General features: G+C 67.8%; 19 protein-coding genes. 14 read left to right on the forward strand and 5 right to left on the reverse strand.

Annotation, left to right across the window (positions count from 1 at the left end; translation table 11 throughout):
* Positions 1 to 84: 84 nt before the first annotated feature.
* The gene (locus tag QMZ26_RS00960) at positions 85 to 2,823 is read right to left on the reverse strand and encodes a GGDEF domain-containing phosphodiesterase (RefSeq protein ID WP_283220285.1); all 2,739 of its coding nucleotides are present in this window, start codon (positions 2,821 to 2,823) and stop codon (positions 85 to 87) included.
* Between the two features lie 131 nt (positions 2,824 to 2,954).
* Between QMZ26_RS00960 and QMZ26_RS00965 the strand changes: the two genes are divergently transcribed.
* Both QMZ26_RS00965 and QMZ26_RS00970 read left to right on the forward strand, forming a co-directional pair.
* Entirely contained in the window at positions 2,955 to 5,057 is a 2,103-nt protein-coding gene (locus QMZ26_RS00965; protein WP_283220286.1) for a PAS domain S-box protein, read from the forward strand.
* A 3-nt stretch (positions 5,058 to 5,060) separates the two neighbouring features.
* On the forward strand, positions 5,061 to 6,836 hold the full coding sequence (locus tag QMZ26_RS00970) for an EAL domain-containing protein (protein WP_079221850.1): 1,776 nt from the start codon (positions 5,061 to 5,063) through the stop codon (positions 6,834 to 6,836).
* 94 nt (positions 6,837 to 6,930) lie between these two features.
* On the opposite strand, the gene QMZ26_RS00975 is transcribed toward QMZ26_RS00970, so the two are convergent.
* The 4 genes from QMZ26_RS00975 to flgA all read right to left on the reverse strand — a co-directional run bounded on the left by QMZ26_RS00975 (position 6,931) and on the right by flgA (position 10,041).
* Positions 6,931 to 8,148 carry an ATP-binding protein gene (locus QMZ26_RS00975; protein ID WP_283220287.1) on the reverse strand — a complete coding sequence of 406 codons (1,218 nt, stop codon included), beginning with the start codon at positions 8,146 to 8,148 and terminating at the stop codon, positions 6,931 to 6,933.
* Positions 8,149 to 8,668: 520 nt separating this feature from the next.
* Complete coding sequence (locus tag QMZ26_RS00980) at positions 8,669 to 9,007, reverse strand: flagellar protein FlgN (protein WP_079221848.1); 339 nt, start codon at positions 9,005 to 9,007, stop codon at positions 8,669 to 8,671.
* Positions 9,004 to 9,309: a flagellar biosynthesis anti-sigma factor FlgM gene (flgM, locus tag QMZ26_RS00985; protein WP_079221847.1), complete on the reverse strand. Its 306-nt coding sequence runs from the start codon at positions 9,307 to 9,309 to the stop codon at positions 9,004 to 9,006. Before flgM ends, QMZ26_RS00980 begins: the two co-directional genes overlap by 4 nt.
* A gap of 75 nt (positions 9,310 to 9,384) precedes the next feature.
* Entirely contained in the window at positions 9,385 to 10,041 is a 657-nt protein-coding gene (flgA, locus tag QMZ26_RS00990) for a flagellar basal body P-ring formation chaperone FlgA (RefSeq protein ID WP_283220288.1), read from the reverse strand.
* Positions 10,042 to 10,294: 253 nt separating this feature from the next.
* Between flgA and QMZ26_RS00995 the strand changes: the two genes are divergently transcribed.
* From QMZ26_RS00995 to flgL, 12 genes are all read left to right on the forward strand, one after another.
* Positions 10,295 to 11,239, forward strand: a complete 945-nt coding sequence (locus QMZ26_RS00995; RefSeq protein WP_079221845.1) for a chemotaxis protein — start codon at positions 10,295 to 10,297, stop codon at positions 11,237 to 11,239.
* A 147-nt stretch (positions 11,240 to 11,386) separates the two neighbouring features.
* Positions 11,387 to 11,782 carry a flagellar basal body rod protein FlgB gene (gene flgB, locus QMZ26_RS01000; protein ID WP_079221844.1) on the forward strand — a complete coding sequence of 132 codons (396 nt, stop codon included), beginning with the start codon at positions 11,387 to 11,389 and terminating at the stop codon, positions 11,780 to 11,782.
* Positions 11,783 to 11,785: 3 nt separating this feature from the next.
* On the forward strand, positions 11,786 to 12,193 hold the full coding sequence (gene flgC, locus QMZ26_RS01005) for a flagellar basal body rod protein FlgC (RefSeq protein ID WP_079221843.1): 408 nt from the start codon (positions 11,786 to 11,788) through the stop codon (positions 12,191 to 12,193).
* Positions 12,194 to 12,216: 23 nt separating this feature from the next.
* Positions 12,217 to 12,897 (forward strand): flagellar hook capping FlgD N-terminal domain-containing protein, encoded by a 681-nt coding sequence (locus QMZ26_RS01010; protein ID WP_108746655.1) that lies wholly within the window; start codon positions 12,217 to 12,219, stop codon positions 12,895 to 12,897.
* 32 nt (positions 12,898 to 12,929) lie between these two features.
* Positions 12,930 to 14,153 carry a flagellar hook protein FlgE gene (flgE, locus tag QMZ26_RS01015; protein ID WP_079221841.1) on the forward strand — a complete coding sequence of 408 codons (1,224 nt, stop codon included), beginning with the start codon at positions 12,930 to 12,932 and terminating at the stop codon, positions 14,151 to 14,153.
* A 32-nt stretch (positions 14,154 to 14,185) separates the two neighbouring features.
* Positions 14,186 to 14,935, forward strand: a complete 750-nt coding sequence (locus tag QMZ26_RS01020; RefSeq protein ID WP_200733796.1) for a flagellar basal body rod protein FlgF — start codon at positions 14,186 to 14,188, stop codon at positions 14,933 to 14,935.
* A 103-nt stretch (positions 14,936 to 15,038) separates the two neighbouring features.
* On the forward strand, positions 15,039 to 15,824 hold the full coding sequence (gene flgG / locus QMZ26_RS01025) for a flagellar basal-body rod protein FlgG (RefSeq protein ID WP_079221839.1): 786 nt from the start codon (positions 15,039 to 15,041) through the stop codon (positions 15,822 to 15,824).
* A gap of 22 nt (positions 15,825 to 15,846) precedes the next feature.
* Complete coding sequence (flgH, locus tag QMZ26_RS01030; RefSeq protein WP_079221838.1) at positions 15,847 to 16,539, forward strand: flagellar basal body L-ring protein FlgH; 693 nt, start codon at positions 15,847 to 15,849, stop codon at positions 16,537 to 16,539.
* A gap of 2 nt (positions 16,540 to 16,541) precedes the next feature.
* Positions 16,542 to 17,684: a flagellar basal body P-ring protein FlgI gene (locus QMZ26_RS01035; protein ID WP_254051575.1), complete on the forward strand. Its 1,143-nt coding sequence runs from the start codon at positions 16,542 to 16,544 to the stop codon at positions 17,682 to 17,684.
* A gap of 1 nt (position 17,685) precedes the next feature.
* Positions 17,686 to 18,897, forward strand: coding sequence for a flagellar assembly peptidoglycan hydrolase FlgJ (gene flgJ, locus QMZ26_RS01040; RefSeq protein ID WP_283220289.1), 1,212 nt, complete (start codon positions 17,686 to 17,688; stop codon positions 18,895 to 18,897).
* Positions 18,898 to 18,905: 8 nt separating this feature from the next.
* Positions 18,906 to 20,786, forward strand: coding sequence for a flagellar hook-associated protein FlgK (gene flgK, locus QMZ26_RS01045; RefSeq protein ID WP_283220290.1), 1,881 nt, complete (start codon positions 18,906 to 18,908; stop codon positions 20,784 to 20,786).
* Complete coding sequence (flgL, locus tag QMZ26_RS01050; RefSeq protein ID WP_283220291.1) at positions 20,783 to 21,991, forward strand: flagellar hook-associated protein FlgL; 1,209 nt, start codon at positions 20,783 to 20,785, stop codon at positions 21,989 to 21,991. Before flgK ends, flgL begins: the two co-directional genes overlap by 4 nt.
* The last annotated feature ends 22 nt before the right edge of the window (positions 21,992 to 22,013 follow it).

The raw sequence follows: 22,013 nt of genomic DNA on the forward strand, positions 1-22,013 counted from the left end.
GCGAGTGCGGGCATCAGTGCCGACCAACGGTCGGCCCCCACCAGGGCACGGATCAGTGCCGCCGGGCCTGGCCCGGCGCTACCGCTACCGAGCCAGGGCGACTTCCGGGGCGGCGTGCTGCTGGCGCAGCCACAGTGCCAGGTCGCGCGGGCTGAGCGGGCGTGAGTACAGGTAGCCCTGGATTTCGTCGCAGCCCTGCCGCCGCAGCATGTCTTCTTCCTGGTGCGTCTCCACGCCTTCAGCCACCACCTTCATGCCCAGCGCGTGGCCCAGGTGGACGATGGCCTGGGTCACTTCGGCCGTGCCCGTGTCATGCAGCATGCCCTGCACGAAGCTGCGGTCGATCTTCAGGCGGCCCACCGGGAAGCGGTTGAGATAGTGAAGGTTGGAGAAGCCTGTGCCGAAGTCATCCACCGCCAGCGGAACGCCGTGCCGCTCCAGCACGTCGAAACAGTGGCGCAGGATGTCGGTGTCGCGGATCAGCGCCGATTCGGTCAGTTCCAGCTCCAAGCGCTGCGGCGGCCAGCCGTGGGCGTGGCAGATCTCGATCACGCGCTCGGCAAACCCACGGTCGCGCAGTTGTACGGCCGATACGTTCACCGCGATGCGCTCGAAGCGCAGGCCGGCGCGGTCCCATGCCGATGCCTGGCGGCAGGCTTCGGACAGCACCCAGTCGCCGATGCGGACGATCTCGCCACACTTTTCGGCAATGGGGATGAACTCGGCCGGGCTGCAGTAGCCAATGCCCGGGCGGTGCCAGCGCAGCAGCGCTTCGATGGCCGGCGGCTCACCGTGGTGGGCATGCAGCAACGGCTGGTAGGCCAGGCTGAACTCCTCACGCTCTATCGCGCCGTGCAGGCCGTGCTCGATCTCCAGCCGACGCTGGATGCGCGCCAGGGCGTCCTGGCTGTAGTACTGGTAAGTGTTGCGCCCCGCTTCCTTGGCAGCGTACATCGCGGCATCCGCGGCGCGCAGCAGCGAGTCGAAATCGGTCTGGGTATCACCCAGCATCGCGATGCCCACGCTGGCGCCCACCTTCAGGGTGGTGTCGCCCCGGCGCAGCGGCTCGGCCAGCGAGCCGATCAGCTTGCGCGCCACGTGGCCGGCATCTTCCGGCTCGGCCAGGTCACGCAGCACCACGATGAATTCGTCGCCACTGAAGCGGCCGAACAGATCGTTGTTGCGCAGATTCTGGTGCAGGCGGGTGGCGGCGGCCTTCAGAAGCGCATCGCCGGTGGCGTGGCCGAAGCTGTCGTTGATGGTCTTGAAGCCGTCCAGATCGATGAACAGCATCGCCAGCGACGTACCGCGGTCGCGGGCTTCTTCGATGGCCTCGGCGGTCTGCTCGCCCAGCAGAACGCGGTTGGGCAGGCCGGTCAGCAGATCGTAATGGGCAAGCAGCTCGATGCGCTCGTTGGCTTCGCGCTCGCGGGTGATGTCACGGAACAGGACCACGAAGCGCGGCGGCAGGCCATCGCGACGATCCAGCTCGATCAGCACCTGCACCCACACGCGCAGGCCCGACTGGCGGTAGAAGCACAGATCGAGCTGCTCGGGCAGGCCACCACCGGCAATGCGCTGCAGCGCGGCCTCGAAATGCGCGCGCGAATCTTCGGTGTACAGCGCCAGCGCCTGATCCAGGGTGATCGGCTCCTTGCGCAGGCCGTGGATGCGGTAGCACTCCTCGGTCCACTGCATGTGCCGGGTGCTGACCTCGATCTCGCAGCCACCGATGCGGCCCAGCGCTGACACGCGGTTGAGCAGTTCGGTGCGCCAGCGGATGAGCGCGTCGGTCTGGTGCTGTTCGGTGATGTTCTGCACCTGGCCCAGCAGGCGCTTGGGGTGGCCATCCATGTCCAGCAATGGCTGCATCCACAGGCGCAGGTGCTGCGAGTGCTCGCTGCCACGGGTCAGTTCAAGTTCCAGGTTGGCGGCGCGGCCGTCACGCCACAGCCGGCGCCACGCAGCACGCAGCGCGCCGCGCGAACGCGGGTGCAGCTGCTTCAGCCAGCGGCGCTGGCCGGGCACTTCGCCGGGCTCCAGGGCCAGCAGCGAGCGCAGCTCGGGCGACCACCAGAACCGGTGGTTGGTCGGATCGAACGACCAGCTGCCCATGCTGGCGATGCGCTGGGCCTCGCTCAGGTGCAGCTGCTGTTCCTGCAGCAGCGCTTCCAGCTGCTTCTGCTGCTCGATATCGGTGTGCGTGCCGACCATGCGCAGCGGCTGGCCATCGGCGGTGCGGGCGACCACGCGGCCGCGATCCAGCACCCAGCGCCACTGGCCGTCTTCCTGGCGGAAGCGGAACTGGGCGCTGTACTGCTCGCTGTGGCCGCGCAGGTGTTCGTCCAGCGCGGCGCGCATGTCGCCCAGGTCGTCGCTGTGCACGCGGGCGATGATGGCGTTGGCCGTCTCGTCCACCAGCGCCGGGGTGCGCACCACCCGGTCGCTGGGAATGTCCCAGTCCCACAGGCTGTGGCCGGCACTTTCCAGGGCCAGCTCCCAGCGCCCGCCCGCATCCACCGGCACCGGCTCGGGCACGCTGAGGGTGAAGGCCAGCAGGTTGCCGCTGCCATCGTGTACCGCGCGCAGGTAGCCATCGTAGTGACCGCGGGGGCCACCCGGCAGGGTGCAGGCAACGATGCCACCGTCGGCCGCAAGCAGGCGCAGGTCCTCCAGCATCGGCGCGTAGGCCGCCACCGTCGACGGCAGGCCGTGCTCGCGCGCGGCCGCATTGGCTGCAAGCGGGCGCCCGCCACGGTCGACGATGACCAGCGCCGAGGCAAGCGGGTGCTGCAGCAGGCTGGCGATGATCCCTTGGTCCACGCGATGTTGCTCCGGAATGGCGCGCCCGACAGCGGGGCACGCAGTGGTTAACGGCGCGTCCAGCGGATAATTGAGTGCCAGGGCGCACCTGCGCGGTAATATGGCCGGCGCCCCCTCTTCCTGCCCTGTCCATGCCCGCAGAACCGACCGGCACCGCCCCCGCTCCCGACCCGCAGATGGCGAAGGCGCTGGGTCGTGACCGTCGCCGGGTGGTGCTGAGCTACCTGGTGCTGGCGCTGGCGTGGATGATCGCCACCGATGGTGCGATGGCGGCCCTGGTGCCGGACCCGCAGCAGCTGGCGTTCTGGCAGACCGTGAAGGACGCCTTCTTCGCCTTTGCCAGCGCTGGCCTGCTATACCTGCTGCTGCGGCCACTGGCCGAGCACGTGCTGCGCACCCATACCCGCCTGCAGGGCTCGGAGCTGCGCCTGCGGCAGCTGTTCGAGGGCAACCCCGGGCCGATCCTGGTCTACGACCTGGACAGCCTGGCCATCCTCGATGCCAATCCTGCTGCCTGCCTCGCCTTCGGCTGGGAGCGCGAGGAACTGCTGCAGCAGGCCATCGACGTGCTGTGGGCGCCTGGCGACCGGCTGGTGCTGCAGGCCAAGCTGGAGGCGATCCGCGAGGCACCCGAGCAGATCTGCATCCTGCGCACCCCGCTGCAGCTGCGCGACGGCAGCGTCCGGCAGATGGAACTGCGCTCGAACGCGATCGACTATGACGGGCGCAACGCCCGCCTGCTGATCGCCATCGACCGCACGGCCGAAGACCTGGCCCAGCTGCGCCGCGACCAGGCCCTGGCGCGGGTGGAAGAGGCTCACGAGCTGGCCCGCATCGGCGCCTGGGAGCTGGACCCGGCCAGCGGCCTCGGCCGCTATTCCAACCAGGTGTACCGCCTGCTTGGCCGGCGACCGCCCGAGGCACGGCGCTGGCACCGCTTCGATGAACTGCTGGTACCGGCCGACCCGACCACCGCGGCCCAGACCGAGCAGCTGCTGGCCGAGCTGTGTACCAGCCCCACGGCGCAGGTGGACGTACTGCTGCCAGTGCTGTCGATGGACGGCCGCGCGCTGATGGTGCACCTGCGCGCCGCGAGTGGCCTGGATGAGGCCGGCCGCGAGCGGGTGCTGGGCACCCTGCAGGACGTGACCGAGCGCGAGCAGTCGCGCCGCCTGCTGCGTGAGCGCGAGGAGCAGTTCCGCGAGCTGGTGCGGGTGCTGCCCGACGGCGTGGTGATCCTGTCCGAGGAGCATGTGCTGTACGCCAACGCCTGGGCCGCGGCCCTGTTCGGCTATGGCAGCCATACCCTGCTGGGTGAACCGCTGGATGCGCTGGTGGACCCGGCCGAACTGGACCGCGTGCGCGTGCAGCTGCGCGCCGGCCAGCCGCAGCACAGCCCTGGCCACAACAGCGTGGTGGTGATGCAGCGTGCCGATGGCCGCCGCTTCCATGCGGGCCTGGCCGTGGGCGAAGTGCGCTACGGCGGCCGCGACTGCAAGCTGCTGATCGTGCGCGACCTGAGCGAATCCGAGCGCACGCGCACCGCACTGGAAACCAGCAACCGCGAACTGCAGGCCATGGCTGGCCGCCTGTTCTCGCTGCAGGAAGACGAGCGACGCGCCATTTCGCGCGACCTGCACGATGACATCGGCCAGGCGATCACCGCCATCAAGCTTTCGGCGTATGCGGCGCAGGATGAAGAGGACGCGCAGCGCCGCGGCGAGGACCTGGCGCAGATCGTCAGCCTGGCCGACACCACGGTGGCCAAGCTGCGCGACATCTCCACCCTGCTGCGCCCGCCACAGCTGGACGCACTGGGCCTGGAAGCGGCATTGAGCTGGCAGGCGCGGGTGCTGTTCCGTTCCTCGCCGGTGGAGCTGCTGGCCGAAATCGATACCCTGCCCTCGCGCCCGGACAACAGCATCGAGCAGGCCTGCTTCCGCATCGCACAGGAAAGCCTGACCAACGTGCTGCGCCACGCCCGTGCCAGCCAGGTGCAGCTGCAGCTGCGCGATCTCGACCAGCGCGGCCTGCACCTGCAGATCCGCGATGACGGCGAGGGCTTCGACCCGGACGGCCCGCGCGGGCTGGGCCTGATCGTGATGCGCGAACGTGCGCAGAGCGTCGGCGGCCACGTCCATATCGAGTCGGCGCATGGCGCCGGTACCCTCGTCGACGTCCACCTTCCCTACCAGGCGGCCACTGCGGCCGCCGCTGATTCCCCGGAATACTGAGCCATGTGGAACCCCAACATGCCCCTTGTCAGCATCGACGACGCCCCCGATCGGTTGGGCGCCGGCAACCCCGAGCTGCAGGTCATGGTCACCGAAGCCGCCTCCGGCGGTACCCCCTTGATGCTGATGCACGTGGATATCGACCACTTCGCATCGGTCAACGAAAACATGAGTGCCGACGTCGGCGACCAGGCCCTGGTGCTGGTTGCCCAGCGCCTGCAGTCCTACCTGCGCGGCCGCGGCAAGCTGTGGCGGCATGGCAGCGATGAGTTCCTGCTGGCGGTGCCGCGCACTGCCGACCTGCCGCTGCCGGAGGACTTCGCCGAAGAAATCCGCCAGCAGATGGAACTGCCGCTGTCGGTGCTGCCGTACACCCTGTTCATGACCGGCAAGCTGGGCGTGAGCCTGTGCCCGGAGCACGCCAGCAGCGCCTCGCGCCTGCTCGACCACGCCGAGGATGCGCTTTACCAGGCTGCGCGCGAGGGTGGCAATGCGGTGCGCATCCACGCGGTGGATACCCCGCCCAGCGCGCACAGCGAAAGCATCATCGCCCGCCAGATCGTCGACGCGATTCCCAATGGCGAACTGAAGCTGCGCTACCAGCCGCTGGTCAGCGCCCGCGACGGCCACGTGGTGGGCATGGAAGCGCTGCTGCGCTGGCAGTCGCCGACGCTGGGCATGCTGGTGCCGGAGCGCTTCATGCGTACCGCCGAGCGCCTGGGCATCATCGTTCAGATCGGCACCTGGGTGCTGGAGGGCGCACTGAAGCAGGCGCGGCTGTGGCGCGACCAGGGCTTCGATGACTTCACCATCGCCGTGAACGTGTCGACGCTGCAGCTGCTGCGGCCGAACTTCTTTGCCGAGGTGATGGGCCTGATCCAGGCGGCGGGCGTGCCGGCGCAGATGCTGACGCTGGAGATCAACGAGAGCGCGCTGACCAACAACGTCAACTTCGTCCACGAAACGCTGGCCAACCTGCGCAACGAAGGCATCAGCCTGAGCCTGGACAACTTCGGCACCGGCGATTCCAGCCTGAGTGCGCTGGTGCGCTACCCGGTGGACAAGCTGAAGATCGACCGCAGCTTCATCAAGAGCGCGCCGGCCGGCAACCGCGAGGCCGCCATCGCCCGCGCCATCATCGCCATGGGCCACCAGCTGGGCATGACGGTGATCGCCAATGGCGTGGAATCGCAGGCGCAACTGGGCTTCCTGCGGCGCAACGACTGCGATGTGTTCCAGGGCTATCTGTTCGGCGAACCGATGTCGGCCGATGCCGCCGGCATGACCCTGCGCCGCCGCTACCTGCGCCCGGAAGCGTTTGCCGAAACCCGCCCGGACCGCACCCTGCTGCTGCTGGATGACGAAGAGAACGTGCTGCGTTCGCTGGTGCGCCTGTTCCGTCGCGATGGCTACCGCATCCTGGCCGCCGGCAACGTGCGCGATGCGTTCGACCTGCTGGCGATCAACGACGTGCAGGTGATCCTGTCCGACCAGCGCATGAGCGACATGAGCGGCACCGAGTTCCTGGGCCGGGTGAAGATGCTCTACCCGGACACGATCCGCCTGGTGCTGTCCGGCTACACCGATCTGAACACGGTGACCGATGCGATCAACCGCGGTGCGATCTACCGCTTCCTGACCAAGCCCTGGAACGATGATGAGCTGCGCAAGCACATCCACCAGGCATTCCGCACGTACGAGGAACAACGGCGCAGCAATGCCGGGCCGACGCCGGTGGAAGCGGGAGACGCCGGCGAGGATCGCACGCCGCTGCGTTGAGGTTCAGGCCCCGGTAGTGCCGGCCGCTGGCCGGCTGCCCGGGGTGCCCGATTCCATGGGGTTGCCGGCCAGCGGCCGGCACTACCCGATGCCGTCAGCGCGGCTGCTTCACCGGCAGCACCACGCGGAAGCGCGAGCCGAAGCCGGGCGTGCTGTCCAGGTCGATGCGGCCGTGGTGCTTGTTGATGATGCTGTAGGAGATCGACAGGCCCAGGCCGGTGCCGCTGCCGACCGGCTTGGTGGTGAAGAACGGATCGAAGATGCGCTGGCGCAGCTCCGGCGAAATGCCGCCACCGGTATCCTCGAACTCGACCCAGACCGTGTCGCCGTCCACGCCGGTGCGCACGGTGATGGTGCCGCGCTCGGCGATGGCGTGGCCGGCGTTGAGCAGCAGGTTCATGTAGACCTGGTTCAACTCCGACGGCAGGCATTCCACCAGCGGCAGCTGGCCGAACTCACGGTGCAGGGTGACCTTGTACTTGAGCTCGTTCCAGATGATGTTGATGGTCGATTCCAGGCCGGAATGCAGGTCCACCAGCTTCCACGACTCGTCGCGGCCGGAATACGAGAAGTCCTTCAGGTCGCGCACGATGCGGGTCACCCGCTCGATGCCCTCGCGCGATTCGGCCATCAGCTGCGGCAGGTCGCGGCTGATGAAATCGATGTCCAGGCGGTCACGGATATCGTCGATTTCCGGGATCAGCGCCTTCGGGTCCGGCGCGCGCAGGGCCCGCTCGTACGCTTCGATGACGGTGAACAGGCTGCGCAGGTATTCCTGCAGGCTGCCGAGGTTGGAGTGCACGTAGCCGATCGGGTTGTTGATCTCGTGCGCAACGCCGGCGGCCAGCTGGCCGATGGAGGCCATCTTTTCCGACTGCAGCAGCTTTTCCTGGGTGCCGTTGAGGCGCAGGTAGGCCTGGCGCAGTTCGGCATGGCGCTGCTGCAGTTCGCGCTCGTAGTCTTCCTGCCCTTCGATGGGGCGGAACAGGGCCAGGTAGTGGCCACTGCCGGGCTGGCCGTGGTGGTACAGGTGGGCGATGACCACCCCCTCGCCGACCGGCAGGCTGCCGTTCCACTGCCCGTGCAGGCGCGCCTGCTCCAGCGCATCCGGCGGCAGCAGCTCGCGCAGGCGCTGCGGGGCCGCTGCGGCGGCTTCTTCACTGCCCAGCAGGTTCTGCGCGGCCGGGTTGGCCAAGGCCACCTGACCGTCTTCGGTGAACAACAGCAGCCCTTCGCGCAGGCGCTCTAACAGGGCCTGCAGCACCGGCTGCGGGGGAAGGGGGGCGGTAACCAGGGCGTTGGCGGCAGACACGGCGACTCGGGGGCTTGCGAACAGGCGCCCAATATACGCGCTGCCGCGCAGCGCAGCAGCCTGCCGGCACACCGGGCCATGCCCGGCGGAGGTCTGATCCCCGTGGCGCACTGACTGCATCCACGCATGGCGTGGATCTACTGCCGGGGTATCGGTAGCGCCGGGCCATGCCCGGCGGAGGTCTGATCCCCGTGGCGCACTGACTGCATCCACGCATGGCGTGGATCTACTGCCGGGGTATCGGTAGCGCCGGGCCATGGCCGGTGGAGGCCTGATCCTCGTGGCGCACCGACCGCATCCACGCATGGCGTGGATCTACTGCCGGGGTATCGGTAGCGCCGGGCCATGGCCGGCGGAGGTCTGATCCCCGTGGCGCACTGACTGCATCCACGCATGGCGTGGATCTACTACCGGGGTATCCGTAGCGCCGGGCCATGGCCGGCGGAGGTCTGATCCCCGTGGCGCACCGACTGCATCCACGCATGGCGTGGATCTACTGCCGGGATGCGCCCCGGGCCGGTCAGGCGACGGCGAGTGGCCGGCGTGCGTTGACCGTGTGCGCCTGGCCCTTGGCGTCGTACGAAGACGATGCCTCGGTGCGACCGAGCTGGCGCAGCGCCCAGTCCACCTCGCGGCGGCGGCGCGACAGCAGCACGCCATTGGCGCGGTTGCGCTCGGCCAGTGCCTGCAGCTGCTCGGCCTCGCCCAGCGGCGGGGTCGAATCCAAGGCACGCAACGCCTCCAGCTTGGCGCCGGTAGCGCGGATCAGCGCGTGCACATCGTGCTCGACCAGGGCCTGGTGTTCGACATCCAGGGCCTGGGCAAGTCGCTGAAGATGTTCACTCATCGCCGCGGTCATCCCTGCAGCTGCTGGTCCAGTTCAAGCATGCGCGATGCAATCGCGTCCGGATTGATCTTGTAGCTGCCGTTCTGCAGCGACTCGCGCACGGCGGCGACACGCTGGGTGTCGATGGCCGGGGCGGTGCTCAGCTCACGCTCGAGCGCCTGCAGGTTGGTCGCCTCGCCGGTCAGGCGCAGGCTGTCAGCGGCCTCCACCGGGCGGGCCGGTGCATCACCGCTGACGCCCGGCTTGGTGGCCGGGGTCGTCACGCTGCGCAGTGCCTGGGGGACCTGCAGGTTGCCGTCGATTTTCTGGCTCATGGGGTGTCCTGGAGTTGCCGTTCACAAGGGATAACGACCGCAGGGCCGTGATCTTTAGGGAAATCTCTTACTTTTTCAACGCGCCACGATTACGTCACCATGGGCGTCCACTGTCCCCTGCACGATGCGGCGGGAGGACAGGTTTTCAACGGAAACGCGCTCGTTCTCGCCTGCATCGCCCATCGCCCGGCCCGCGATGCGCACCTCGACCGAGCCGCGCCGGGACACCAGGGCCACGTTATCTCCTCGCTTGATGAGACGCTCGGTGACCAGGTCGTTGGCCGACAGCAGGCTTCCGGCCTGCAGCGGCCTGCGGGCGATACGACCGACAGCGCTTGCGGGATCGGACAATACGGCGCCGGCGATCCGGGCTGCGTCACGCTGGGCAGTACTGATATCGGCCGCTGCCAGGGTTTCTCCAGTGGCAATGCCACGGGTGAGCACCAGCACCGCCTGGTTGTGGCGCACCTTCACCGGCACGAACAGGCGCCAGCCCCCGGCATCGGGGCAGCTGACCTCCACCGTGGTGTTGGCGGTGGGCTGCACCTGCAGGGCGGAGCCGCAGCGCGGCAGGCGCAGCGCGTCGGCCACCACGGCCTCGCCCTCGCTGCCGGCCGCCAGGGTCGACAGCGCCGCCGTGCGGATGCTGGCCACCGGCTGCCAATCGGCAGCGGCCGCCCACGGCGAGGCGAGCGCCAGTGCAATGCCCAATAGAGATGTGATCCGGCGCATGGCGCCTCCTGCTCGGAAAGACCTGGCCGGGTGCGTGCAAGCGGCGTGCCAGAGCTCTGCCCTTGTACAGCGGTCGACTAACAGTCGACCCTACCAATCGAGCGGCCGACTAACAGTCGACCCTACCAATCGAGCGGCCGACTAACAGTCGACCCTACCAATCGAGCGGTCGACCAACGGTCGACCCTACAAGATGCATCGCAACCGACAGAGCGCCCTCAAGTTCGGCCGCCCCTGCGCCGATACAGCAGCCATGTCCCATGACCTGCTCAACCGGATCGACCAGCGGACCCGACTGGCCGGCCACAATCGCCTGGCGCTGCTGCTGTTCCGTCTCGGCGGACGTCAGCTTTTTGGCGTCAATGTCTTCAAGGTGCAGGAAGTCCTGCGCCGCCCGGAGCTGTTCCAGGTACCCGGGCTGCCCGGCCAGTTCGCCGGCGTGGCCGATGTGCGTGGCCGTTCGGTGCCGGTGCTGGACCTGGGCCTGGCCATCGGCCACCCCGAGCGTGAGCCGGACGCGGACACCGCCCCCGGCTACCTGGTGGTGACCGAGTTCAACCGCTCCATCCAGGGGTTCCTGGTGAGCGGGGTCGAGCGCATCGTCAACATCGCGGTGGAGGACATCCACCCGCCGCCGGAGCTGGGCGCCGAATCGAGCTACCTGACCGCGGTGACCCGCTTCCAGGGCGAGCTGATCCAGGTGATCGACGTGGAAAGCGTGCTGGCCGACATCGCCCAGATCCGTGGCGAGGCCGTGCTGGACCCGACCATGGCCATGCCGGCCGACGCCCCGCAGCTGCAGGTGCTGGTGGTGGACGACTCCCGCGTCGCCCGCCAGCAAATCCGCAGCGTGCTGGACCAGCTGGGGGTCGGCGCCACCCTGCTATCCGATGGCAAGCAGGCGCTGGACCACCTGCTGCAGATCCACGCCTCGGGTGAGAACCCGGCCGACCGCTACGCCATGGTGATCTCGGACATCGAGATGCCGGCGATGGACGGCTACACGCTGACGACGGAAATCCGGCGCCACGCCGGCCTGTCCGGGCTGTATGTGCTGCTGCACACCTCCCTGTCAGGCGTATTCAACAATGCGATGGTGGAGCGCGTCGGCGCCAATGCCTTCGTGGCCAAGTACTCGCCGCACGAGCTGGCCGACTTCGTGCTGGACCGCCTGCGCAAGGTGGCGATGGCGGCGTAAGGCCGCCCCACGCGCCTCCGCCGGGCATGGCCCGGCGCTACCGGGACCTCCCGCACCCCATGGGTAGCGCCGGGCCATGCCCGGCGGCGCTCACGCTTTGGCACACCGCTTGCAGCTTCCCGGGCATCGTTCCCGTGGGAGTGCACCGTGCGCAACCTGATTACCGACTACCTGGGCGTGCATGCCCAGGCCATGCCGTTGCGCGAACAGCGGATGAAGCTGATCGCCAGCAACCTTGGCAACGCCGATACCCCCGGCTACAAGGCCCAGGACCTGGACTTCGACGCCGCCCTGCGCAACGCGCAGGGCCTGGATGCCAACGGCCTGATGACCACCACGAGCGAACGGCACTACGAGATCAGTAGTGGCCTGAACCCGTTCCAGGTGGCCCGCGAAGGCGTACAGCCCAGCCTTGACGGCAACACCGTCGACCCCGATGCCGAGCGCGCCGCCTATGGCCGCGCCGCGCTGGAATACCGTGCCTCGCTCAGCTTCGTCGAGAGCAAGGTCCGTTCCATGCTCACCGCGATCACGGGGCAGTAAGCCATGAGCAACCTGCCGATCTTCGACATCGCCGGCTCCGCACTGCAGGCGCAGTCGGTGCGCATGAGCACCATCGCCTCCAATCTGTCCAACGCCGACAGCATCGCCGGCTCGGCCGACGCGGTCTACAAGCCGCTGGAGCCGATCTTCCAGGCCGTGACCAGCAAGACCGATCCGAACATCACCTCGGTCAAGGTCAAGGAAATCACCCAGAGCGATGCCGCGCCGATCAAGCGCTACGAGCCCGGCCATCCGCTGGCCGACGCCGATGGCTACATCTACCAGCCCGACGTCGATCCGGTGGCGCAGATGGTCAACCTGATCTCGACCTCGCGCAATTACCAGGCCGGCGTGGAGATGTTGACCACCGCCAAGGAACTGGCCTTGGCCACCCTGACCATGGGCCGCTGAGGCGCGCCCGCGAGGATTACCGCATGACCACCGTCACCACCCAGACCAACCAGGACGTCTACGCCGCCCTCGGCCTGAACGCCCCCAACAGCAACAGCACCAAGAAGAAGAACACGCTCGACCAGGCCGACTTCCTTCGCCTGATGACCGAGCAGCTGCAGCACCAGGATCCGTTGAAGCCGATGGACAACACGCAGATGGTCGCGCAGATGGCGCAGATGTCCACCGTGCAGGGCATCACCGACCTCAACACCTCGGTGAAGGGCTTCCAGGAATCGATGGCCAGCGACCAGGTGCTGCGTGGCGCGGCACTGGTCGGCCATGAAGTGCTGGTGCCCTCGGAAAAGCTGGTGCTGGAAGCGGAAGGTGATGTCAGCGGCACCGTTGCAGCACCCGCCGCCGGCATCGTCACCGTCGATGTCACCGATGCCAACGGCAGCAAGGTCACCTCGATCAGTGTCGAAGCCGCTGCCGCCGGCGAAGTGGCGTTCAAGTGGGACGGCAAGGACGCCAACGGCAACCGCATGGCGCCGGGCAAGTACTCCATCGTCGCCAACCACGTCGACACCGCAGGCACCAGCACCAAGCTGTCCACCTACGTGCAGGCACCGGTGGAAAGCGTGACCGTCGGCTCCGACGGCCTGTACCTGAACCTCAAGGGCCTGGGCACGGCCCCGATCGATTACGTGCTCCGCGTCAGCTGAGCCGCACCCCCGCATCTACCAGGAGCAATCCCATGGGCTTCAACGTCTCGCTGTCCGGCATCAACGCCGCCAATACCGACCTGAGCGTCACCGCCAACAACGTTGCCAACGTCAACACGGTCGGCTTCAAGCAGTCGCGCGCGGAATTCGCCGATCTGTTCGCTGCCACCAGCTACGGCCTGTCCAACAACCAGACCGGCTCGGGCGCGCGCGTCACCAACGTGGCCCAGCAGTTCATCCAGGGCAACAACGACCAGACCGGCCGCAGCCTGGACATGGCCATTTCCGGTGAGGGCTTCTTCACCATGAACATGAACGGCGCACGCGTCTATTCGCGCGCCGGCAACTTCCAGACCGACTCGGCCGGTTACGTGGTCAACCCGCAGGGCGCACGCCTGCAGGTCTTCGCACCCAATGCCGATGGCACCAGCTTCGACGCCGGCCGCCTGGTCGACCTGCAGCTGCTGACCACCGACAGCCCGCCCAAGCAGACCAGCGAAGTGAAGGTGGGCTTCACCCTGCCCGCCAACGCCAAGCAGCCGACGGTCGCCGATTTCGATCCGACCGATTCCAACAGCTACAACCAGTCCAGCGGCGGCATCACCGTCTATGACTCGCTGGGCGTGAGCCACATCCAGGTGTCCTACTTCGTCAAGGACGCCGCGACCAACGGCTGGACCGTGCACAACTACGTCGATGGCGAACCGGCCGGTACTCCGACCGCGATCGCATTCGACAACAGCGGCAAGCTCACCACCCCGGCCGATGCCAAGATCAGCCTCGGCACGTTCACCCCCACGACCGGCGCGGGCGAACTGAACATGACGCTGGATATCAGCGGTTCGACCCAGTACGGCGAGAAGTTCGCTCTGCGCAACACGCAGCAGGACGGCTATGCGGCCGGCAAGCTCAACGAGATCACCGTGTCCGACAGCGGCGTGGTCTACGCGCGCTACTCCAATGGCGATGACAAGCCGCTGGGCCAGGTGGCACTGACCAGCTTCAACAACACCCAGGGCCTGGCGCAGAAGGGCAACAACCTGTGGGTTGAGACCTTCGAGTCGGGTACCCCGCGCACTGCCGCGCCTGACAGCTCCAACCTCGGCAAGATCCAGGCCGGCGCACTGGAAGCATCGACCGTGGACCTGACCGAGCAGCTGGTGAACATGATCACCGCGCAGCGCAACTTCCAGGCCAACGCGCAGATGATCACCACGCAGGACCAGATCACCCAGACCGTCATCAACATCCGTTGATGACCTGCTGAACCTGTCACGGAACGCCCCCCATGGATAAAGCCCTTTACGTTGCGATGACCGGCGCCCGCGCCTCCCTGCAGGCACAGGGAACGCTCAGCCACAACCTCGCCAACTCGGACACCCCCGGCTTCAAGGAAGCGCTGGCCAACACCGAAGCCTTCCCGATCCGTGGCCAGGGCTTTGCCTCGCGGGTGGATGCGCTGCACGTCGACGCCGGTTTCAACCGCACCGCCGGCGCGCAGCACATCACCGGCAAGCCGCTGGACCTGTCGCTGCAGACCGGCACCTGGCTGGCCGTGCAGGCCACCGACGGCAGCGAGGCCTACACCCGTGGCGCCGCGCTGTCGGTCACCCCGAACGGCCAGCTGGTGACCTCCAGCGGTCATCCGGTGCTGGACGACAACAACAACCCGATCGCCATCCCGCCCTACCAGGCGATGGAAGTGGGCAACGACGGCACGATCTCGATCATCCCGCAGGGCGAAGGCCCGCAGACGATGGCGATGATCGGCCGCATCAAAATCGTGCAGGCCGCCGACGAACGCCTGGAGCGCCGCCTTGACGGCCTGTTCGCCAACACCGACCCGCAGCAGCCGTTCGCGCAGGCACAGGGACCGACGGTGCACAGCGGCCAGCTGGAAGGCAGCAACGTCGATGCCGCCGGCGCGCTGGTGCAGATGATCCAGCTGCAGCGCCAGTACGAAATGCAGGTGAAGGTGATCAAGCACGGCGACGAGAACGCACGCAGCGCCAACAGTCTGCTGCGCTTGGGCGGCTGACGGAATTCCGGCACCGGCACGCGCCGTTGCTGGCACGCCGCTTGCACTACTTCACCCAAGGGCCGCACCGCGCGGCCGGCTTCACCCAGACAGGACTTCGAAGATGAACCAGGCACTGTGGATCGCGAAAACCGGACTGGATGCGCAGCAGATGCGCATGTCGGTGGTTTCCAACAACCTCGCCAACACCAACACCACCGGCTTCAAGCAGGACCGCGCCAGTTTCGAGGATCTGCTGTACCAGCAGGTGCGCCAGCCTGGCGGCGCATCGTCGGCGCAGACGCAGCTGCCGACCGGCCTGCAGATCGGTACCGGCGTGCGCGTGGTGGCCACCGCCAAGAATTTCGAACAGGGCAGCCAGCAGCAGACCGGCCGCGCACTGGACGTGATGGTCAATGGTCGCGGCTTCTTCGAAGTGCAGATGCCCGATGGCAGCTCGGCCTACACCCGTGACGGCTCATTCAAGATCAACCAGGACAGCGAGCTGGTCACCAACAGCGGCTACCCGGTGCAGCCGGGCATCCAGATTCCCGAAGGCGCGCAGTCGGTGACCATCGGCAGCGACGGCACCATCAGCGTGAAGATGGCCGACGACGCCGCCACCGTGGAAATCGGCGCGCTGACCCTGACCGACTTCGTCAATCCGGCCGGCCTGCAGGCCCGCGGCGAAAACCTGTTCCTGGAAACCACTGCCTCCGGCCCGGCGCAGAACGGCAACCCCGGCCTGAACGGCCTGGGCAACGTGGTGCAGGGTGCGCTGGAAGGCAGCAACGTCAACGTGGTGGAAGAACTGGTTTCGATGATCGAAACGCAGCGCGCCTACGAAATGAACGCCAAGGCCATTTCGACCACCGACGCGATGCTCGGCTACCTGAACCAGAACGTCTGACCGTCGCCAACGGGATACCGCCATGTCGTCCTTCTCCACCCTTGCCCGAATCGCCCTGCCCTGCGCCGTGGCCGCCCTGCTTGGCGGCTGCGTGATCGCCGGCGACGTGCGCCCGTACCCCGCCATGGCGCCGATCCAGCCGATCATGCCGCCGCAGGCCGCACCGACCGCGGGCGCGATCTACGCCGCCGGCCCCACGCTGCAGCTGTACTCGGACCGCCGCGCACGCGATGTCGGCGACCTGCTGACCATCACGCTGCTTGAGAACACCACCGCCACGACCAGCGCCAACACCGCCACCAACAAGGAATCGAACCTGAGCATCGGCACGCCGTCGATCTTCGGTGCGCCGGTGACCCTGGGTGGCAAGGACGTGCTCAGCGCCACTGCGTCGGGCAAGCGTGATTTCACCGGCAAGGGCAACAGCGCGCAGAGCAACCGCCTGCAGGGCAGCGTGACAGTGACCGTGGTGCAGCGCCTGCCCAACGGCAACCTGGTGGTGCAGGGGCAGAAGAACCTGCGCCTGAACCAGGGCGACGAACTGGTGCAGGTGCAGGGCATCGTGCGCCCGGGCGACATCGCGCCGGACAACAGCATTCCCTCCAGCCGCGTGGCGGAAGCCCGCATCGTCTACGGCGGCCGCGGCCCGGTCGCGCAGTCCAACGCGATGGGCTGGCTGAGCCGCTTCTTCAATTCCGGCCTGACGCCGTTCTGAGTATGGCCATGAAGATTTCATTCCGATATTTCCTGCAGCGACGCGCGGCGTCGCTCTACGGATCGCTGTTCCTGGTGCTCGCCGTTGCTTTCCCGGCCAGCGCCGAGCGCATCAAGGACCTCGCCCAGGTGGGCGGCGTGCGTGGCAATGCACTGGTGGGCTACGGCCTGGTGGTGGGCCTGGATGGCAGCGGTGACCGCACCAGCCAGGCGCCCTTCACCGTGCAGAGCCTGAAGAACCTGCTCGGCGAGCTGGGCGTGAACGTGCCGGCCAACGTCAACCCGCAGCTGAAGAACGTGGCCGCCGTGGCGATCCACGCCGAGCTGCCGCCGTTTGCCAAGCCGGGCCAGCCGATCGACATCACCGTGTCCTCCATCGGCAACGCGGTGTCGCTGCGCGGTGGTTCGCTGCTGATGGCCCCGCTGCGCGGCGCCGATGGGCAGATCTATGCCATCGCCCAGGGCAACCTGATCGTCGGCGGCTTCGGCGCACAGGGCAAGGATGGTTCGCGCGTCTCGGTGAACGTGCCCAGCGTGGGCCGCATTCCCAACGGCGCCACCGTCGAACGCGCCCTGCCCGATCCGCTGGCCAACGGCGGCGACATCACCCTGAACCTGCACCAGAACGATTTCACCACGGTCTCGCGCATGGTCGCTGCGCTCAACAACGCCTTCGGCGAGGGCGCTGCGCGTGCCGTCGATGGCGTAACCGTGGCCGTGGCCGCACCGACCGACCCGGGTGCGCGGATCGGCCTGCTGGCCCGCATCGAAAACCTGGAACTGACCCCGGGCAGCGCGCCGGCCAAGGTGGTGGTCAACTCGCGTACCGGCACTGTGGTCATCGGCCAGCAGGTGCGCGTCGGCCCGGCCGCGATCTCGCATGGCTCGCTGACGGTGACCATCCAGGAGAACGCCAACGTCAGCCAGCCCAATGCCTTCGGTGGCGGGCAGACCGTGGTCACCCCGCAGTCGACGGTGACGGCCACCAACGATGGCAGCCGCATGTTCAAGTTCAACGGCGGTACCACGCTGGATGAAATCGTGCATGCCGTGAACGCCGTGGGCGCTGCCCCGGGCGACCTGATCGCGATCCTGGAAGCACTGAAGCAGGCCGGTGCGCTGAGCGCCGAACTCGAGGTGATCTGACATGCGCATCAATCCCGCCTTCGACCTGAATCCTGCACAGCAGACCGACCCGGCCAAGATCGACAAGGTCGCGCGCCAGCTGGAAGGCCAGTTCGCGCAGATGCTGGTCAAGAGCATGCGTGATGCCAGCTTCGGTGATTCGCTGTTCCCCGGTGAAAACAAGATGTTCCGGGAGATGTACGACCAGAAGATCGCCGAGGCGATGACCCGGGGCAAAGGCCTGGGCCTGTCGTCCATCATCAGCCGCCAGCTGTCCGGCCAGCAGGCCGACGGCCCGGCGCTGGATACCCGCGTGGACCCGGCCAAGGCCAGCCGCGCCTACCAGCTCAATGCACCGGCCAAGGCGGCGCCCTCGCTGTCGCTGGACGATGCCAGCCAGGCCGTGCGCATGCTGCAGCAGATGGCGGCAGGCGCCCAGGACGGCGCGCAGGCCGCGACCAGCCCCGCTCTGGCACCGATGGAGCAGGCGCTGGACCTGATTGCCGGCCGCGACAGCAGCAGCATGCACCGTTCGCTGGGCACCAGCGATCCGTACGCCAGCAGCATCGCCGGCGACGATTGGGCGGCCAGCAACGACCAGTGGGCGGCCACCGCCAGCAACCGCGGCAGCATGGGCACGCCAGCCGATGCCCTGGCCACCCGCACCGCCGTGGCCCAGCTGGGCGCGAACACGCCGGAAGGATTCGTAGCCAGCATCTGGGGCCACGCACAGAGCGCGGCCAAGGAGCTGGGCGTCGATGCCCGCGCCCTGGTGGCCCAGGCCGCGCTGGAAACCGGCTGGGGCAAGCGCCAGATCAAGCACGCCGATGGCAGCACCTCGCACAACCTGTTCGGCATCAAGGCCACCGGCTGGAAGGGCCAGAGCGCCGTCGCCGGCACCCACGAGTATGTCGATGGCGTGCGCCGTAACGAAACGGCCAGCTTCCGCGCCTACAGCACGCCCGCCGAGAGCTTCGCCGACTACGTGCGCCTGCTGAAGACCAGCCCGCGCTACCAGCAGGCACTGCAGGCCGGCACCGACGTGCAGGGCTTCGCCCGCGGCCTGCAGCGCGCCGGCTACGCCACCGATCCGCGCTACGCGGCCAAGATCGCCGCAATCGCCGGTGGCCCGACCATCGAGCGCGCCGTGGCCGCCGTGACCGACGCCGGCACGCGCCTTGGCCAGACCTTCGCCAGCACCGCGACAGCGGCGCTGGGTATCACCCGTCGTTGAGGAACCCCATGTCCAGCGTCCTTTCCACCGGTACCAGTGCCCTGCTCGCCTTCCAGCGTGCGTTGGCGACCACCAGCCATAACGTCGCCAACATCAACACGCCCGGCTACAGCCGGCAGAAGGTCGACTTCGCCACCGCCGATCCGCAGAACTATGGGTTTGGCGAGGTGGGCAGCGGCACCCGGATCACCGACATCCGCCGCGCTGCAGACCAGCTGGCGATCTCGCGGCTGCTCGACAGCAGCGGCGAACTCGCGCGCCTGAAGCAGCTGTCGACCATGGCCGACCGGGTCAACGCCCTGTTCTCCGACTCGGCCACGAACGTCGCCGGCTCCTGGTCCAACTTCTTCGATGCCGTCAGCGGCCTGTCGTCCAATGCCGCAGGCACGGCCGACCGGCAGAGCCTGCTCGATGGCGGCAAGGCCCTGGCCAGCCGCTTCGGCCAGCTCAACACGCAGATGAACAACCTCAGCAGCGAGGTCAACAACGGGCTCATCGCCGGTGCCACCGAAATCAACCGGCTGGCCCAGGAAATCGCCCAGATCAACGGTGCCATCGGCAGCAACGTGACCGACGCCGCGCCGGACCTGCTGGACCGCCGCGACCAGCTGATCTCGCAGCTGGTCGGCTACACCGGCGGCACCGCGGTCGTGCAGGATGGCGGCGTGATGAACGTCTACACCGCTGGCGGCAATGCGCTGGTGGTGGGCACGACGGCCTCCAAGGTCACCACGGTGACCGACCCCTACCAGCCCGAGCGCCTGCAGCTCGCCCTGCAGACCCAGGGCGGCACGATCACCCTGGACCCGAAGGCCGTGGGCGGCAAGATCGGCGGCATGCTCGAGTTCCGCGACACCGTGCTGACCCCGGCCCAGGCCGAACTGGGCAAGCTCGCGGTCGGCCTGGCAGAGAGCTTCAACCAGGCCCACCGCCAGGGCGTGGACCTGTATGGCCAGATGGGTGGTGACTTCTTCAACATCGGCAACCCGCGCGTCACCCCCAACACCAGCAACGCCGGCACCGGCAGCATCACGGCGACCTATGGCGACCTGTCCAAGCTGGATGCACAGAACATCGTGCTCAAGTTCGACGGCACGCAGTGGCAGGCCAGCCGCGCCGACACCGGCGCCAGCGTTGCCCTGACCGGCACCGGCAGCGCCACCGATCCGCTGGTGATCAACGGCGTCGAACTGGTGGTGAGCGGCACGCCGGCCACCAACGACCGGTTCCTGCTGCAGCCGACCGCCGGCGTGGCCGGCAGCCTGGAAACGGCCATCACCGATCCCTCGCGCATCGCGGCCGCCGCCGCCGTGAAGGGCACGGCAGCACTGGCCAACACCGGTACCGGCAAGCTGACCGGCGTTGCGGTGACCGACGTCGGCAACGCCAACCTGCGCGACCCTGCCGCGATCGTGTTCACCTCGGCCACGACCTACACCATCAATGGCGGGGCGCCGCAGACCTATACGCCCGGCCAGACCATCAGCGCCAACGGCTGGAGCTTCGTGCTGGATGGCGCGCCCAAGACCGGCGACACCTTCAACATCACCCCTACCCCGGCAGGCTCGTCCGACAACAGCAACGCCGCGCTGCTGGCCAAGGTCGAGGATGCCAAGGCATTCAACGCTGGCACGGTCACCCTCAACGGCGCGCTCGGTGGCCTGACCACCCAGGTCGGCGCCGCCGCACGCTCGGCCGAGTATTCGCTCGATGCGCAGCAGGTCATCTCGGACAAGGCGCAGTCCGCACGCGACGAGATTTCCGGCGTGAACCTGGATGAAGAAGCCGCCGACATGCTGCGCCTGCAACAGGCCTACCAGGCCGCCTCGCAGCTGATCTCCACCGCCGACAACATGTTCCAGACCATCCTGGGAGCAATCCGCCGATGAGCAGCCGCATTTCCACCGGGATGATGTTCAACCAGTCGGTATCGCTGATGCTGGCCAAGCAGTCCAAGATCAGCCACCTCGAGCAGCAGATCGCCACCGGCAGCAAGATCAGCTCGGCCAAGGACGATCCGGTCGGTGCCGGCACCGCCGTTGGACTGGACCGCGTCGTGGCCGGCCTCGAGCAGCTCGGCAAGAACGCCAACAGCGTGCAGAACCGTCTTGGCCTGCAGGAAAACGCGCTGGCGCAGGTCAATGAACTGATGTCGCGCGCCGTTGAACTGAGCATCCAGGCCAACAGCCCGGTGCCCAAGTCCAGTGACCTCAAGGCCATCGTCAGCGAACTGAAGACCATCCAGGACAGCCTGCTGTCGCTGGCCAACTCCCGCGACGGCAGCGGCCGCTACCTGTTCGGCGGCAGCAACGACGCCGATGCGCCGTTCAAGCTGTCCGGCGGCACGGTCACCTACAACGGCGACCAGAACCAGCGCCAGGTGGAGGTCGCACCCGGCCAGCTGGTGTCCGATGCCCTGCCCGGCAGCGAGATCTTCATGCGCATCCCGACCGGCGATGGCCGCGTGGATGCCAGCGCTGCCGCCGGTAACAGTGGCAGCGGCCTGCTCACCTCCATCAGCCGCGATGGCAGCGGCAGCTGGGCCGGCGGCACGCTCAACGTGCGCTTCACCGGCACCGCCGAAGGGGCCTACGAGGTCGTGGACGGCAGCGGCACGGTGGTGGGCAGCGGCACCCACAAGCCCGGCGAAGACATTGTCGTGGCCGGCGTCAGCATGCGCATCGAAGGCGCGCCGGCGGCCGGGGACGAATTCAACATCAGCGACGCGGGTACCCGCGACATCTTCTCCACCCTGGACAGCCTGGTCGCGGCACTGGAAACCGACCCGTCCACTGAAAGCCAGCGCACGGCACTGCAGAACACCCTGCAGTCGAGTATCCGCGACCTCAACCGGGCCTCGGAAACGATGATCGATGCCCGTGCCAAGGGCGGTGCGCAGCTGGCCGCCATCGATACCGCGGCCAGCGCCCGCGAAGCCACTGCCGTCACCGTCAAGAGCACGCTCTCGACGATGCGCGATCTCGACTACGCCGATGCGATCGGCCAATACAAGCTGGAGAACGCTGCCCTTCAAGCCGCCCAGACCATCTTCAGCCAGATGCAGGCGATGTCCCTGTTCAACAGGATCGGCTGACCCCTTCCCGTTCCACCTGACT

It is taken from the genome of Stenotrophomonas sp. PFBMAA-4, from assembly GCF_030053215.1.
Lineage (GTDB): Bacteria > Pseudomonadota > Gammaproteobacteria > Xanthomonadales > Xanthomonadaceae > Stenotrophomonas.